At 59.6% G+C, this 13,975-nt stretch carries 12 protein-coding genes and 1 tRNA gene; 7 read left to right on the plus strand and 6 right to left on the minus strand.

Translation table 11 applies throughout. The annotated features are described in order from the left end of the window. Positions 1-88: 88 nt before the first annotated feature. The 5 genes from N4A58_RS04765 to N4A58_RS04785 form a co-directional block, all read right to left on the minus strand. Entirely contained in the window at positions 89-754 is a 666-nt protein-coding gene (locus tag N4A58_RS04765; protein WP_293708187.1) for a glutathione S-transferase family protein, read from the minus strand. Positions 755-810: 56 nt separating this feature from the next. Beyond that, positions 811-1,542 carry a monofunctional biosynthetic peptidoglycan transglycosylase gene (mtgA, locus tag N4A58_RS04770; RefSeq protein ID WP_072708665.1) on the minus strand — a complete coding sequence of 244 codons (732 nt, stop codon included), beginning with the start codon at positions 1,540-1,542 and terminating at the stop codon, positions 811-813. A 95-nt stretch (positions 1,543-1,637) separates the two neighbouring features. Continuing rightward, positions 1,638-2,114, minus strand: coding sequence for a pyridoxamine 5'-phosphate oxidase family protein (locus N4A58_RS04775; RefSeq protein WP_293708188.1), 477 nt, complete (start codon positions 2,112-2,114; stop codon positions 1,638-1,640). An 81-nt stretch (positions 2,115-2,195) separates the two neighbouring features. Further along, a complete protein-coding gene (gltB, locus tag N4A58_RS04780) occupies positions 2,196-6,728 on the minus strand; it encodes a glutamate synthase large subunit (protein WP_293708189.1) in 4,533 nt (1,510 codons plus the stop codon). Positions 6,729-6,850: 122 nt separating this feature from the next. Continuing rightward, positions 6,851-8,284 (minus strand): NAD(P)-dependent oxidoreductase, encoded by a 1,434-nt coding sequence (locus N4A58_RS04785; protein ID WP_293708190.1) that lies wholly within the window; start codon positions 8,282-8,284, stop codon positions 6,851-6,853. A gap of 229 nt (positions 8,285-8,513) precedes the next feature. On the opposite strand from N4A58_RS04785, the gene N4A58_RS04790 reads away from it, so the two are divergent. Then, entirely contained in the window at positions 8,514-9,320 is an 807-nt protein-coding gene (locus N4A58_RS04790; RefSeq protein ID WP_293708191.1) for an undecaprenyl-diphosphate phosphatase, read from the plus strand. A 64-nt stretch (positions 9,321-9,384) separates the two neighbouring features. Here the strand turns inward: N4A58_RS04790 and N4A58_RS04795 are convergent, their stop codons facing one another. Further along, a complete protein-coding gene (locus N4A58_RS04795; protein ID WP_293708192.1) occupies positions 9,385-10,362 on the minus strand; it encodes a complex I NDUFA9 subunit family protein in 978 nt (325 codons plus the stop codon). Between the two features lie 147 nt (positions 10,363-10,509). On the opposite strand from N4A58_RS04795, the gene N4A58_RS04800 reads away from it, so the two are divergent. The 6 genes from N4A58_RS04800 (at position 10,510) to raiA (ending at position 13,953) form a co-directional block, all read left to right on the plus strand. After that, positions 10,510-10,596, plus strand: a tRNA-Leu gene (locus N4A58_RS04800). Positions 10,597-10,627: 31 nt separating this feature from the next. Continuing rightward, positions 10,628-11,239 (plus strand): ribonuclease D, encoded by a 612-nt coding sequence (locus N4A58_RS04805; protein ID WP_293708193.1) that lies wholly within the window; start codon positions 10,628-10,630, stop codon positions 11,237-11,239. 24 nt (positions 11,240-11,263) lie between these two features. Continuing rightward, on the plus strand, positions 11,264-11,887 hold the full coding sequence (lptC, locus tag N4A58_RS04810) for an LPS export ABC transporter periplasmic protein LptC (protein ID WP_072708684.1): 624 nt from the start codon (positions 11,264-11,266) through the stop codon (positions 11,885-11,887). Beyond that, on the plus strand, positions 11,887-12,390 hold the full coding sequence (gene lptA, locus N4A58_RS04815; RefSeq protein ID WP_293708194.1) for a lipopolysaccharide transport periplasmic protein LptA: 504 nt from the start codon (positions 11,887-11,889) through the stop codon (positions 12,388-12,390). Before lptC ends, lptA begins: the two co-directional genes overlap by 1 nt. Further along, positions 12,387-13,148 (plus strand): LPS export ABC transporter ATP-binding protein, encoded by a 762-nt coding sequence (lptB, locus tag N4A58_RS04820; RefSeq protein ID WP_293708195.1) that lies wholly within the window; start codon positions 12,387-12,389, stop codon positions 13,146-13,148. The genes lptA and lptB overlap by 4 nt, the downstream gene beginning before the upstream one ends. A 223-nt stretch (positions 13,149-13,371) precedes the next feature. Further along, a complete protein-coding gene (gene raiA, locus N4A58_RS04825; RefSeq protein WP_072708692.1) occupies positions 13,372-13,953 on the plus strand; it encodes a ribosome-associated translation inhibitor RaiA in 582 nt (193 codons plus the stop codon). The last annotated feature ends 22 nt before the right edge of the window (positions 13,954-13,975 follow it).

Here is a 13,975-nt window from a genome sequence, read left to right on the forward strand (position 1 = left end):
CCCCCCACCCGGGCTTTCACCCCGCCAGCCATACATCTGGGCCCAATACCCCCGGGGGGGCGGGGGCCGGCCCCCGCTTCACCACAGATCAGAAATCCAGATCCGCGTAATGGGCTGGCGGCGGGAAGCCCGGAATCTGATCCGCCAGAATACTGCGGAACGCCGGACGCGATTTGATCTTGGCGTACCAGTCTTTGACGACCTCGCACCGGTGCCAATCCACATCACTGATATAGTCCAGCGAGCTCAGATGCGCCGCCGCCGCGAAATCGGCCAAGGTCATGCGGTCCCCGGCCAGCCAACGGCGATGATCCAAGAGCCACGCCATATAGTCCAAGTGGTACTTGATCTTCTGCGCGCCCATCTTGACCGCTTTGCTGTCCGGATAGCCCGATTTCATCAGCTTCTTGTTCACCCGCTCGTACAGCAGGTTCTGCGTGACCTCGGAATGGAACTTGTCGTCGAACCAGCTGACCAACCGGCGCACTTCGTAGCGCTCTTCGGGCGAATAGGGCATCAAGGCGGGGTCAGGGTAGACCTCTTCGATATACTCGCAGATGGCCATGCTCTCGGACAGGATTTTGCCGTTCAAGCGCAGCACAGGCACCTTGCCCGCCGGATTGCGGCGCAGGAAATCGGTGTCCATTTCCCAATAGCGCTCTTCGACCAGCTCGACCTCAATCCGCTTTTCGGCCAGCACCAGACGGACCTTGCGGCAGAACGGCGAGAGCGGAACATGATAGAGGCGATTCATAGCGTCCTTCGATCTTGTTGGGAGTTCACCTTCAATGCCTGTCTCGTGGACCGTTTTCAATCCTCGAAACAGGCGGCACGGCCGTCTCTTGCGATAGTCGCCGCTCCATCCGCAATTTGTGAAGCCCGGCGGGCAACAAACTGGCTGGGATTGGCGGCGTCCCGCTCTTTGGGATTCGGCAAGAGCGCAGCCAGCAAAGCGGCCTCGCGCGCGGTCAAATCCTCTGGCGTGGTGCCGAAATATGTGCGGGCGGCTGCCTCAACGCCAAAGATACCTTCGTCGAACTCGGCCACGTTCAGGTAGACCTCGACAATCCGGCGTTTGCTCCACGCCGCCTCGACCAGCGGGGTCATCAGCGCCTCTAGGGCCTTGCGCGTCCAGTTACGCCCCTGCCACAGGTAGACATTCTTGACCACCTGCTGGCTCAGGGTCGAGGCTCCGCGATTGCCGCCATCCTCAATCGCATCGCGGATGGCCGACATGTCAAAGCCCCAGTGGTTGCAGAAATTCGCATCCTCGGCAGCCACGACAGAGCGCGCCATCACGGGGGCAATCTCGTCCATCGGGGTCCAGACCCGCTGAATGTCCCCCAACCGCCGCGCCTCGGACCGCATATAGAACCCCTGCGGCACGGGCAAAAACGACGGCAGGATCACAGCCAGAGCCACCAACCCGATCACGGCAAACACGCCATAGCGCAGCCACCGCCGCACCCGTTGCCCAAGGCTGACCTTGGTCTTGCGCGTTGTCTTCCTCTTTGCGGGTTTTTTCTTGGTGCTCTTTGCCATAAGGTCAGTAAGCCCGCCCCGCCAGAACGGTCAAGGCCCTACGCCCACCCGCATCAAAGTGATAGCACGCGCCGGACCAAACGCCTGCGCCGGACTCATTGCCCGTCCACTGGCCGCACCCCGTACGCCTGATAGGCATTCTCTCGGAAATAGTCCTCGGTCCTCTCGGGATGCTTCACATAGCTCGGGGCCAGAATGGGCGTCAGGCGGATCACGGTCACTTCAAACACATGGCGCACCTCGAAACTGCCTGCCATCTCTTGCAGCGGCGCGGACAGCTCTTCGAAATCCGCATCCTCGGGGCTCACGATCCGGCAGGTCCCCTCCATCTTGTGCCCCCGCTGCAGAAAGATGTCCAAGACGCTGACGCAAACCTGCGCATTCTGCCGGACGTTCCGCATACTGCGCGGCGAGGCGATCTCGGCGATCAGCAGGCGTTCGGCGTCATACACCAGAAACATCTCCTTGGGCGAGACGTTGGGCCGCCCCGCGTCATCGGATGTCGCCATCCAGCACAGCACAGCCCCATCAATCTCGGCAGCCACGTCGGGCGTCAGAAGTCCGGCAGTCATCCAAGTCTCCTGTTTCAAATGCATAAAAAAACCCCGCCAACGGTATCGCGGCGGGGTTCATTATCTCAAGTGTGCAGTGCCTTACTCGGCGGGGATTGCCTCTTGGCCATCAGCGGTCAGCGGATGCGCCATCTTGTTCAGCATTTCCTTGGGGCAGACCTGCAGGAACTTGGGCAGGTTCTCTTCCCAGTTCTGCAATATCTCGCCTGCCTTGCGGCTGCCGGTCTCTGCGTAGTGACGCTCGACCAGATCCTTCAGCTGCGCGACCCAATGCGGGTTCGCCGGCGTGCAGGTGACCAAGGTCTCCATGTTCATGTGGTTTTCAGCCACACCTTCGGGATCCCACAGATAGGCCATGCCGCCGGTCATACCCGCGCCAAAGTTCGCGCCGATCGACCCAAGGATCACAGCCACACCGCCGGTCATGTATTCACAACCGTTGCTGCCGCAGCCCTCGATCACCACTTTCGCACCCGAGTTACGGACGGCGAAACGCTCGCCTGCGCGACCAGCCGCGTACAGGTAACCGTCGGTCGCACCGTACAGCACGGTGTTGCCGATGATGGTGTTGTCTGCTGCGACCAGCGGGCTTTCCATCGGGGGACGGACCACAACGGTACCGCCCGACAGACCCTTGCCGACATAGTCGTTGGCATCGCCAGACACTTCGATCTTCAGACCGGGCGCTGCGAACGCACCCAAGGCCTGACCCGCCGAACCGCGCAGTTTCACGGTCAGGTGGTCCGCCTGCAGGCTGTTGCGCATGCCAAAGCGGCGCACGATGTGGCTCGAGGTGCGGGTGCCGACGGTACGGTGCGTGTTCTGCACCGCGTAGCTCAGCTGCATTTTCTCGCCATCCTCAAGGAAGCGTGCCGCGTCCTTGACGATTTCCGCGTCCAGAGTATCCGGCACAGCGTTGCGCGGACGGTTGCGGTCGTACTCGATCTGCTCCGAGCCATCGACAGTGATGAGCAGCGGGTTCAGGTCCAGATCATCCAGGTGCGCCGAACCACGGCTGACCTGGCTCAGCAGGTCCGCGCGGCCGATCACGTCGTCCAGCGAACGGGCACCGATCGATGCCAGAATTTCGCGAACTTCCTGAGCGTAGAAGGTGATCAGGTTCACAACCTTGTCCGCGTTGCCGGTGAACTTCGCACGCAGGTCTTCGTCCTGAGTACAGACACCAACGGGGCAGGTGTTCGACTGACACTGACGCACCATGATACAGCCCATCGCAATCAGAGCCGCGGTGCCGATGCCGTACTCTTCGGCACCCATCATCGCAGCCATGACGATGTCACGACCGGTACGCAGACCACCATCGGTCCGCAGGGTCACGCGACCACGCAGGTGGTTCATTGCCAGAACCTGATGCGCTTCGGTCAGACCCATTTCCCACGGCAGGCCGCAGTACTTGATCGAGGTCGCAGGCGATGCACCGGTACCACCGTTGTGGCCCGAAATCAGGATCACGTCCGCCTTCGCCTTGGCAACACCAGCGGCGATGGTGCCAACGCCCGACGACGCCACCAGCTTCACGGTGACCTTACAACGCGGGTTGATCTGCTTCAGGTCGTAGATCAGCTGCGCAAGGTCCTCGATCGAGTAGATGTCGTGGTGCGGCGGCGGCGAAATCAGGGTCACACCCTTGGTCGAGTGGCGCAGACGGGCGATCAGGTCCGTGACCTTCATGCCGGGCAACTGACCACCTTCACCGGGCTTCGCGCCCTGAGCGACCTTGATCTCCAGCTCTTCACACTGGTTCAGGTATTCAGCGGTCACACCGAAACGGCCCGACGCTACCTGCTTGATCTTGGCCGACGGGTTGTCGCCGTTGGGCTCGGGGTGGAAGTGTGCGGGATCTTCGCCGCCCTCACCCGAATCCGACTTCGCGCCGATGCGGTTCATCGCAACGTTCAGGGTCTTGTGCGCCTCGGGCGACAGAGCGCCCAGCGACATTCCGGGGGTCACGAAACGCTTGCGGATCGAGGTGATCGATTCAACCTCTTCCAGCGGGATCGCTTTGCCCAAGGGCTTGATGTCCAACAGGTCGCGCAGGTGGATCGGCGGGTTCGCTTTCATCAGCGCCGAGTACTGCTTCCACAGTTCGAACGAGCCACGGTCACAGGCCGACTGCAGCAGGTGCATGTTGTTTGCACCCCAAGCGTGGGTCTCGCCCTGACGACGCGACTTGTAGAAACCACCGATCGGCAGCACGTCGCGGTTCGACTTGAAGCCCGCCGCGTGCACGTCTTCGGCCTTTTTCTGGATGCCAGAGACACCGATACCCGAAATGCGGCTGATCAGGCCGGGGAAGTATTCGGCACACATGGCGCGCGACAGACCCACAGCTTCGAAGTTCAGACCACCACGGTAGGACGAAATCACCGAGATACCCATCTTTGCCATGATCTTGAGCAGACCCTGATCGATGGCGTCGCGGTAACGGCTGACGTTCTCGGTCAGGCTGCCTTCCAGCAGGCCACGCTCGATACGGTCGGCCAGCGAATCTTCGGCCAGATAGGGGTTCACAGTGGTCGCACCACAGCCCACCAGCACGGCAAAGTAGTGGGGGTCCACACACTCGGCCGAACGCACGTTCAGGCTGCAGAAGGTCCGCAGACCCTTGCGCGTCAGGTGGCTGTGCACCGCGCTGGTCGCCAGAATCATCGGCATGCCGACTTTATCTGCGCTCAGCTTGTGGTCGGTCAGGATGATGTGGCCTGCACCCGAACGTACCGCGTCCTCGGCTTCGGCGCGAATACGCTCCAGCTCGCCGCGCAGGTCTGCGCCGGGAGCAAAGGTACAGTCGATCTCGACCAGCGTCGCGTTGAAGTGGTTCTGCAGTTCAGTCCACTGCGCGTTGCCGACAAAGGGGCTGTCCAGCACCAGAATCTCGGTCTGCGACGAGGACTCGTCCAGAACATTCTTCAGATTGCCGAAACGGGTCTTCAGCGACATCACGCGGAATTCGCGCAGCGAGTCGATCGGCGGGTTGGTCACCTGGCTGAAGTTCTGGCGGAAGTAGTGGCTCAGGGGGCGATACTTGGCCGACAGAACAGCCGAAGGAGTATCGTCGCCCATGGACGCCAGTGCTTCTTTGCCGTCTTCGGCCATCGGGGCCAGAATCTGCTCCAGCTCTTCGAGGCTGAAACCAGCCGCGATCTGACGCTTGCGCAGTTCGGCACCGTCGAACATCGGCTTCTCGGTCACCTGACCCAGCGCTTCGTCCAGATCGTTGATCTTGCCGACCCACTCACCGAACGGCTGGCTGCCTGCCAGAGCGTCCTTGATCTCGGTGTCGTGGTAGAGCTTGCCCTCTTTCATATCGACGCCGATCAGCTGACCGGGGCCCAAGGCACCCTTTTCCACAACAGTGGCTTCGTCGGTGGGCACCATGCCCGCCTCGGACCCTGCGATCAGCAGGCCATCGCCTGTCACAACATAGCGCATGGGGCGCAGACCGTTCCGGTCCAGACCACCGCAGACCCAACGACCGTCGGTCATGGCCAGCGCGGCGGGGCCGTCCCACGGCTCCATCACGGCGTTGCAGTAGGCGTACATGTCGCGCCACGATTCGGGCAGCTCAACCGCCTGCTTGGACCACGATTCGGGGACCAGCATGGTTTTCGCCATAGGCGCGTTGCGACCCGCACGGACCAGAACTTCGAACACAGCGTCCAACGCCGCCGAGTCCGACGCACCGTTCGCGATGATCGGCTTGATGTCCTCGGCCATGTCACCAAAGGTCGAAGAGGCCATACGGATCTCGTGGCTCTTCATCCAGTTGGTGTTGCCCTTGATGGTGTTGATCTCGCCGTTGTGCGCCAGCATGCGGAACGGCTGCGCCAGCCACCACTGCGGGAAGGTGTTGGTCGAGTAACGCTGGTGGTAGATCGCAAAGGACGATTCAAAACGCTCGTCCATCAGGTCGGGGTAGAACACCGCAACCTGCTCGGCCAGCATCATGCCTTTGTAGATGATCGAGCGGCAGGACAGCGACGCGATGTACAGACCGTTGATCTGTGCAGCCGACGCGGCCTTCTCGATGCGGCGGCGAATGACATACAGTTCGCGCTCAAAGGTCTCTTCGTCCGCACCCTTGGAGTTCGAGATCAGGATCTGCTCGATCTCGGGGCGGGTCGCGTTCGCCTTGTCACCCAAGCAAGTCACATCGACGGGCACGTGGCGCCAGCCGTAGATGCCGTAGCCCATGCGCAGGACTTCGGTTTCCACGATGGTCCGGCAGGTTTCCTGTGCGCCGAAATCGGTGCGGGGCAGGAACACCTGACCAACGGCCAGCAGTTGATCTTTCTTGGGCTCGTGGCCCGTGCGGCGGATCTGCTCGTAGAAGAACGGTACAGGGATCTGAACGTGGATACCCGCGCCGTCACCGGTTTTGCCGTCTGCGTCCACGGCACCGCGGTGCCAGATCGCCTTCAGCGCGTCGATACCGGCTTCAACAACCTTGCGGCTGGATTTACCGTCGATGCTGACGACCAGACCAACGCCACAGGACGAATGCTCTGCCTCTTCACGGTAGAGGCTGTTCTCGTCCATCCACTTGCGCTTTTCTTCCTCGGCGCGGACCCAGTTCTCATCAAACTTTTGCATTGCTTTAACCCTTCCTTCGCTGGTGGGTCAGGGCTGTTGCCCTAATCAAATCTCACTGGCTTGGCGCGGCAGGCACAACGTCATGACGTGTGCCATACCCGAACCATACGTGGGCCAGACCCTTATTCGGCGGCGATGGCTGCCTTGGCGTTAAACTTTTCCAGGATGGCTTGCGCGGTATCGCGGCCATCACGGATCGCCCAGACCACCAGCGACGCGCCGCGGACGATATCGCCCACTGCATAGACGCCATCGAGGCTGGTCTCACCGGTGCCAAAGTTCGCCTTTACGGTGCCCCAACGGGTCACTTCCAGACCATCGGTGCCCCAAAGCTTGGGCAGGTCCTCGGGCTCGAAGCCCAGCGCCTTGATGACCAGATCGGCAGATTCGTCGAAATCCGCGCCTTCGATCACTTCGGGGCTCTGACGGCCCGACGCATCGGGGGCGCCCAGACGCATCTGCTGAACCTTCACGCTGGTGACGGGGTCACCGGCAAACGCCTTGGGCGCGGCCAGCCAGACAAATTCTGCGCCTTCTTCCTCGGCGTTCTGCACTTCGCGCTGCGAGCCGGGCATGTTGGCGCGGTCACGGCGGTACAGACACTTGACCGAGGTCGCACCCTGACGGATCGCGGTCCGCACACAGTCCATCGCGGTGTCGCCACCACCGATGACAACAACCGACTTGCCTTCGGCGTTCAGCGTGCCGTCGACCAGTTCAGCCACTTCGTCACCGAACGATGCCTTGTTGCTTGCGGTCAGGTAATCGATCGCGCGAACGATACCCTTGGCGCCAGCGCCGGGGCCTTGCAAATCACGGGTTTTGTATACGCCGGTCGCGATGATCACGGCATCATGCTGTTCGCGGATCTCGTCGAACGACAGGTCCTCGCCGATGTTGCAGTTCAGCACAAAGCGCACGCCGCCATCTTCGAGCAGCTTGTTGCGGCGCATCACAACGTCTTTCTCCAGCTTGAAGCCGGGGATGCCGTAGGTCAGCAGGCCGCCTGCGCGGTCGTAGCGGTCATAGATGGTGACCTGAACACCAGCGCGGCGCAGCATATCCGCCGCCGCCAGACCGCCGGGGCCTGCGCCGATGATGCCAACGCTTTCGGTGCGCTCTGCGTCGGGAACGATGGGCTTCACCCAGCCGTTATCCCACGCGGTGTCGGTGATGTACTTTTCGACTGCGCCAATGGTGACAGTGCCGTGGCCGGACTGTTCGATCACACAGTTGCCTTCGCACAGACGGTCCTGCGGGCAGATACGGCCGCAGATCTCGGGGAAGGTGTTGGTGGACTGGCTGATCGCATACGCTTCTTCCAAACGACCGGTTGCTGTCATGTTCAGCCAGTCGGGAATGTTGTTATGCAACGGGCAGTGGTTCTGGCAGTAAGGGACGCCGCACTGGCTGCAACGGCTGGCCTGTTCGTTCGCCTTGGCGGCTGCGAACTCGGCATAAATCTCGTTGAAGTCCTGTTTGCGGTCTTCTGCAGTCCGCTTCGTCGGCATGTCGCGTTCGACTTTAACGAACTTGAGCATGGGTTGCTTCGCCATGGTGGTCAGCTCCCTAAAGGTTTCTCTGTTGAGCGCCTATTAAAACAGTCTGGATCAGATGAAAAGTCATAAGTACTGACCTAAATTCTGATTTATAGCTTTGCAGCGCAGAAATTTGCGGTTTGAGCGCGTTTTTTAAGTCCGATCCGGACCTAAAGGAAATATTCGCCAAAGATATCAGCACCCCCTATGCTGCAGCGGCAGTATTTATTTCCATTGCGGACGCAGCATGACCCTCTTTCATTTATTTCTAGTCGCCGTGATCCAAGGGATCACGGAATTTCTGCCCATTTCCTCCTCCGGCCACCTCATTCTATTACCCGCCCTCTCCGGCATGGAGGATCAGGGCCAAGTCATCGATGTCGCGGTGCATTTCGGCACCCTTTTCGCCGTCGTTCTGTTCTTCTGGTCCGATGTCAAAGCGGGCCTGATCGGCCTGCCGAACGCCCTGCGCGGACGGATCAACAGCGACGGCGACCGACTGGCCTTCAGCCTGATTATCGCGACGATTCCCGTTATTTTATTGGGCCTCGCACTCAAAGTCACCGGCCTTGATGATGCGATGCGGTCGGTCAAAGTCATTGGCTGGACGATGCTTTTGTTCGGCATTGTCCTGTATTGGGCCGACCAAAAGGGGCCAGAGACCAAAGAAGCCCGCGAATGGGGCACACGCGACGCGCTCATGCTGGGGTTTTGGCAGGCCGTCGCCCTGATTCCAGGCACATCACGGTCCGGCATCACAATCACGGGTGCCCGTTTTATGGGCTATAATCGCCATGACGCGGCAAAAATATCGATGCTGATGTCGATTCCCACGATTCTCGCCTCGGCTGCGCTCTTGGGAATCGAGGTTGTTGCAACCGCAGACGCCTCTGCCGCCAAGGACGGGGCCATCGCTGCGGTCTTTGCCTTTGTCTCGGCCCTGCTCGCGCTGACCCTCATGATGCGCCTTCTGCGCAGCGTCAGCTTCACGCCCTATGTCATCTACCGCTTCGTCTTTGGAATCGGCCTGCTGATCTGGGCTCATACGGGCTAACCCCGAAACCAGCCCACAAAAAGGGGCCTCGCGGGCCCCTTTGTCTTATTTGGTGCAGCTCAGTTTAGCCGCGCATGTTCTTGGCCGACGCCTTGATCGCATCGTACTGGCCCGAAGGACGGAACTTCCACAGATAGTCCGGCAGAACAGCGTGATAGTTGGTCGGAACGATGCCGAACGCCTCAAAGCCCTTGGCATCTTCGGACACCACGTTGTCCGACTTCAGGTTCTGAACCTGATCTTTGGTCAGGATGCCGTTGGTGAACAGGCCCAAGGTAATGGTCTGCACGAAATCCAGAACGCTGCCCATGATCGACGCCGCAAAGAACGGAACACCAATGATCATCTTGCGGCGGTGAATCACACCCAGCATGTCCTGCATCAGCTCGCGGAACGTACGGACGTCCGGACCACCCAGCTCATAGACACCAGCGGGCACATCGCCGTTGATCGCTTTGACTGCGGCCGCGGCCACATCGTCCACATAGACCGGCTGGAACTTGGTGCTGCCGCCCACGACGGGAATGACCGGACCGATCATGCCAGCAAAGCGGTTAAAGAACTCGTCTTCGTTGCCAAAGATGATCGAGGGACGCAGAATCACAGCGCTTGGCATGTGCTCTTGAACCGCCGCTTCGCCTGCCGCCTTGGTGCGAGCATATTCGCTGGGGCTGTTTTCGTCCGCGCCGATCGCAGAGATCTGGACCATACGGCTGATGCCAGCTTCGGCTGCCAGACGCGCCACACGCGCGGCACCTTCGGTTTGAACGGTGTCGAACTGGTTCTTGCCGCTTTCCGCCAGAATACCAACGCAGTTCACGACTGCATCTGCACCCGCAACCGCCGCCGCAACACTGGCATCATCACGGATGTTGCACAGAATGGGCTCGACCTGACCGACAACACCATAGGTGCGTACAAAGCCGGCCTCGTTCGGGCGACGTACCGCCACGCGCACGCGGTACCCCTGCTGAGCCATACGACGGGCGATGTAGCGCCCCACAAAACCTGATCCGCCAAAAATGGTGACGAGCTGCGCCATTGTCATAGCCTCCGGCCAATATTCGTTGGGGTCTTTAGTAGCGCCGCGCAGGAGGTCAAACAAGCGCATTCAAACAATTTGCATTTTCCCCGAAAAAAGCTGTTGACGCCCCTAGGCACTGGGCGTAGAAGCCGCCCCACGACACCTGCCCAGGTGGCGGAATTGGTAGACGCGCTAGCTTCAGGTGCTAGTGTCCGTATGGACGTGGAGGTTCGAGTCCTCTCCTGGGCACCATTTCCTCCTAGTTTAACGACTGGAGGAACACGTGGCAAACTTTCTGTACAAACAAGATCTACCAGATGCCCTCGACCTTGGTCCGGCAGTCGCAATTGATTGCGAAACCATGGGGTTAGTGCCGCATCGGGATCGCCTATGTGTTGTGCAATTGTCCTCTGGTGACGGGAACGCCCATCTGGTCCAGATAGAAAAAGGACAGACCGAAGCCCCCAACCTGTGTCGTCTCTTGGAAAATCCAGATGTGCTGAAGCTGTTCCATTACGGTCGCTTCGACATTGCATCGATGTACAACACTTTTGGGGCTCTCGCCGCTCCTGTCTATTGCACGAAAATCGCCAGCAAACTGGTCCGCACCTATACGGACCGCCACGGCCTGCGGAACCTACTGCAGGACCTCCTCAGCACCGACATCTCCAAGGCGCAGCAATCCAGCGACTGGGGTGCCCCCGAATTGACCAAAGCACAGACGGATTATGCCGCGTCCGACGTTCTACACCTGCACAAGCTAAAGAAAGAGCTAGACCGCATGTTGGAACGCGAAGGTCGCGCAGAGATCGCGCAAAAATGCTTTGATTTTCTACCCACGCGCGCCCAATTAGACCTCGCGGGCTGGTCGGACGTCGACATCTTCTCGCACTAAGTCTTTATTTTCGCGGTTCGGGTGATGGCAGGCTCACAGCGCAATACCTATTCGGTCATCGTCTCTTGGGCCAAGATCATCCTCCCGATGGTGGCCCTTGGTCTATTGTCGACCGTGTTCCTGTTTTCCCGTCAGATCGACCCAGAGGCTGCGATCCCCTTTGCCGATATTGATCTAGAAGAGCGCCTGCGCGAACAGCGCCTCAGCAAACCCAACTACGCCACCACGACCGAGGACGGCTCTGCCCTAACCATTGTAGCCGAGTCGGCCGCGCCTGTTCTGGACGGGGACGGTGGCACTGCCGAAAACATCGTCGCGCGGCTCAAGCGGATCGACGGTACGACTATCGACATGACCTCTGATTCGGGGCGGATCGAAGGGACGAAAACCCTGACGCTGTCTGGAAATGTGGCGATTGATACGTCTGACGGATACACCCTGCGGTCTGATGAAATGATCTCGGCGATGAACCGCACAGACATCACCAGTCCCGGCCCAATCACGGGCACCGGTCCGTTCGGCGATTTGCAAGCGGGACGCATGCACCTTACGGTGCCGGAAAATCAGGACGGCATTCTAGCTGTTTTCGAAGACGGGGTTCGCCTGATATACACAGGAAATTCCAAAGGATCAGAGGAGCAACAATAATGTTTCGCAAGGTAATGGCCCTGTGTGTGATGCTGCCTCTGCCGGTTTTGGCACAAGGGATGCAAACCGCATTTGGCGCATCCGACCAAAATACCGATGCCCCGATTGAGGTTGTCGCAGATTCGCTAGAGGTGAATGACACTGCGAATACCGCCGTCTTTGTTGGGAATGTCGAGATTGTGCAGGACAAGATGCGCATGACCGCGCCCCGCGTCGAAGTCACATATCGCGAGGATAACGCCGCAACCCCCGAGGTCGAAGACGGCATTGCCAAGGTCTTGGCCACGGGCGGCGTGACCATGACGTCTGGCGAAGACGCCGCCGAGGGCGAAACCGCCGAATACAACGTCGAGAGCGACTACGTAATTCTGTCCGGCAGCGTTCTGCTGACCCAAGGCCGGAACGTCTTGAGTGGCAATGAGGCCCGAATCAATCTGTCGGACAACACGGCTCAGATGACGGGCCGCGTGCGCACGATCATCAATCCAGGCTCAAGCCAATGAGCTCTTCGCCCGAACTGACCGTGTCCGAAGGCTCCGCGGGCCTTCAGATCCAGAACCTCCGCAAGAGTTACCGCAAGCGCGTTGTCATCCGTGATGTCAGCATGTCTTTGCATCGCGGAGAGGTCGTGGCCCTGTTGGGGCCCAACGGTTCGGGCAAGACGACCAGCTTCTACGCTATTGCTGGTCTGGTCGCGCCCGAAGGCGGGCGTGTGACCATTGATGGCGCCGAAGTCACGCGCTTCCCAATGTACCGCCGTGCCAAGCTGGGTATCGGCTATCTGCCTCAAGAGATGTCGATTTTCCGCGGCCTAAGCGTCGAGGACAACATCGCCGCGATTCTGGAAATTGCCGAATCCGACCCCCACACCCGCCGAGAACGGCTCGAAGAATTGCTGAGCGATTTCTCGATCGAGCACCTGCGCCGCGCCCCCGCGCTGGCCCTATCTGGTGGTGAACGTCGCCGGGTCGAGATCGCACGCTGCCTTGCAGCGAATCCCAAGTATTTGTTACTAGACGAACCATTTGCTGGTGTGGACCCGATCTCGGTCGGGGACATCCGTCATCTGGTTGCCGACCTCAAAAAGCGGGGAATCGGCGTTCTGATCACGGACCACAATGTACGCGAAACCTTGGAAATCGTTGATCGCGCTTACATTCTTCATGATGGGCGCGTTCTGATGTCCGGTACCCCCGAGCAGGTGGTCAAAGACGAAAACGTGCGCCGCGTCTATCTGGGCCGCGATTTTCGTATCAGCTAGTCCACGCCATTCACAAAATTCTTTTGCGAGAAACGATTGACAGTTCCCCTCGGACTGTCACCAAATGGTCATATGAGCCAGACCTGTCGCCATATGAGGTCAATCCTGCATAGCCTTCCCGAGCACTCGGGTCAGGGACAGGTCGCTCAATATCCCCACGCAACTGTACGGACCAAGTACCCCGCGCGGGCGGTCCGTCCTTGCACATAAGAAGGAAAAGACCATGCGGTATCAAATCACCGGAAAACAGATCGACGTTGGCGAAGCACTGACCACCCACGTTAAAGATCGACTGGGTGAGGTACTGGAAAAGTACTCGCAACGCCCAACCGATGCGCAGGTCACTTTCTCGAAGTCGGGGCACGAATTTGTCTGCGAATGCACCGTGCATCTGTCGACCGGTTTGAACGCGGCAGCACGGGCCCATGGCACCGAAATCTATGCAACCTTCGAAGACTGCGCAGAGAAAATGGACAAGCAGCTGCGCCGCTATAAACGCCGCCTGAAGGACCACCACAAGGATCGCACAAGCCCTGTTGAAACTATCGGTGCTTCCTCGTATATCCTCGCCGCAGATGCGCAGGACGACGAGGCGATCGAGCCAGAAAGCCTGCAGCCGATTATCGTCGCCGAAATGGAGACGAAAGTTCCCTCGCTGTCAGTTGGCGAGGCGGTAATGCAGATGGAACTGGCTGGCTCTCAGATGCTGGTCTTCCGAAACGAGAAACATGGTGGCGTAAACGTTGTACATCGCCGAGATGACGGGAATATCGGTTGGATCGATCCCCGTAGTACCGGGCAATAACGCCGCGAAAGCCCTAGGCAAA

It is taken from the genome of Donghicola sp. (assembly GCF_025210255.1).
Taxonomy (GTDB): domain Bacteria; phylum Pseudomonadota; class Alphaproteobacteria; order Rhodobacterales; family Rhodobacteraceae; genus Donghicola; species Donghicola eburneus.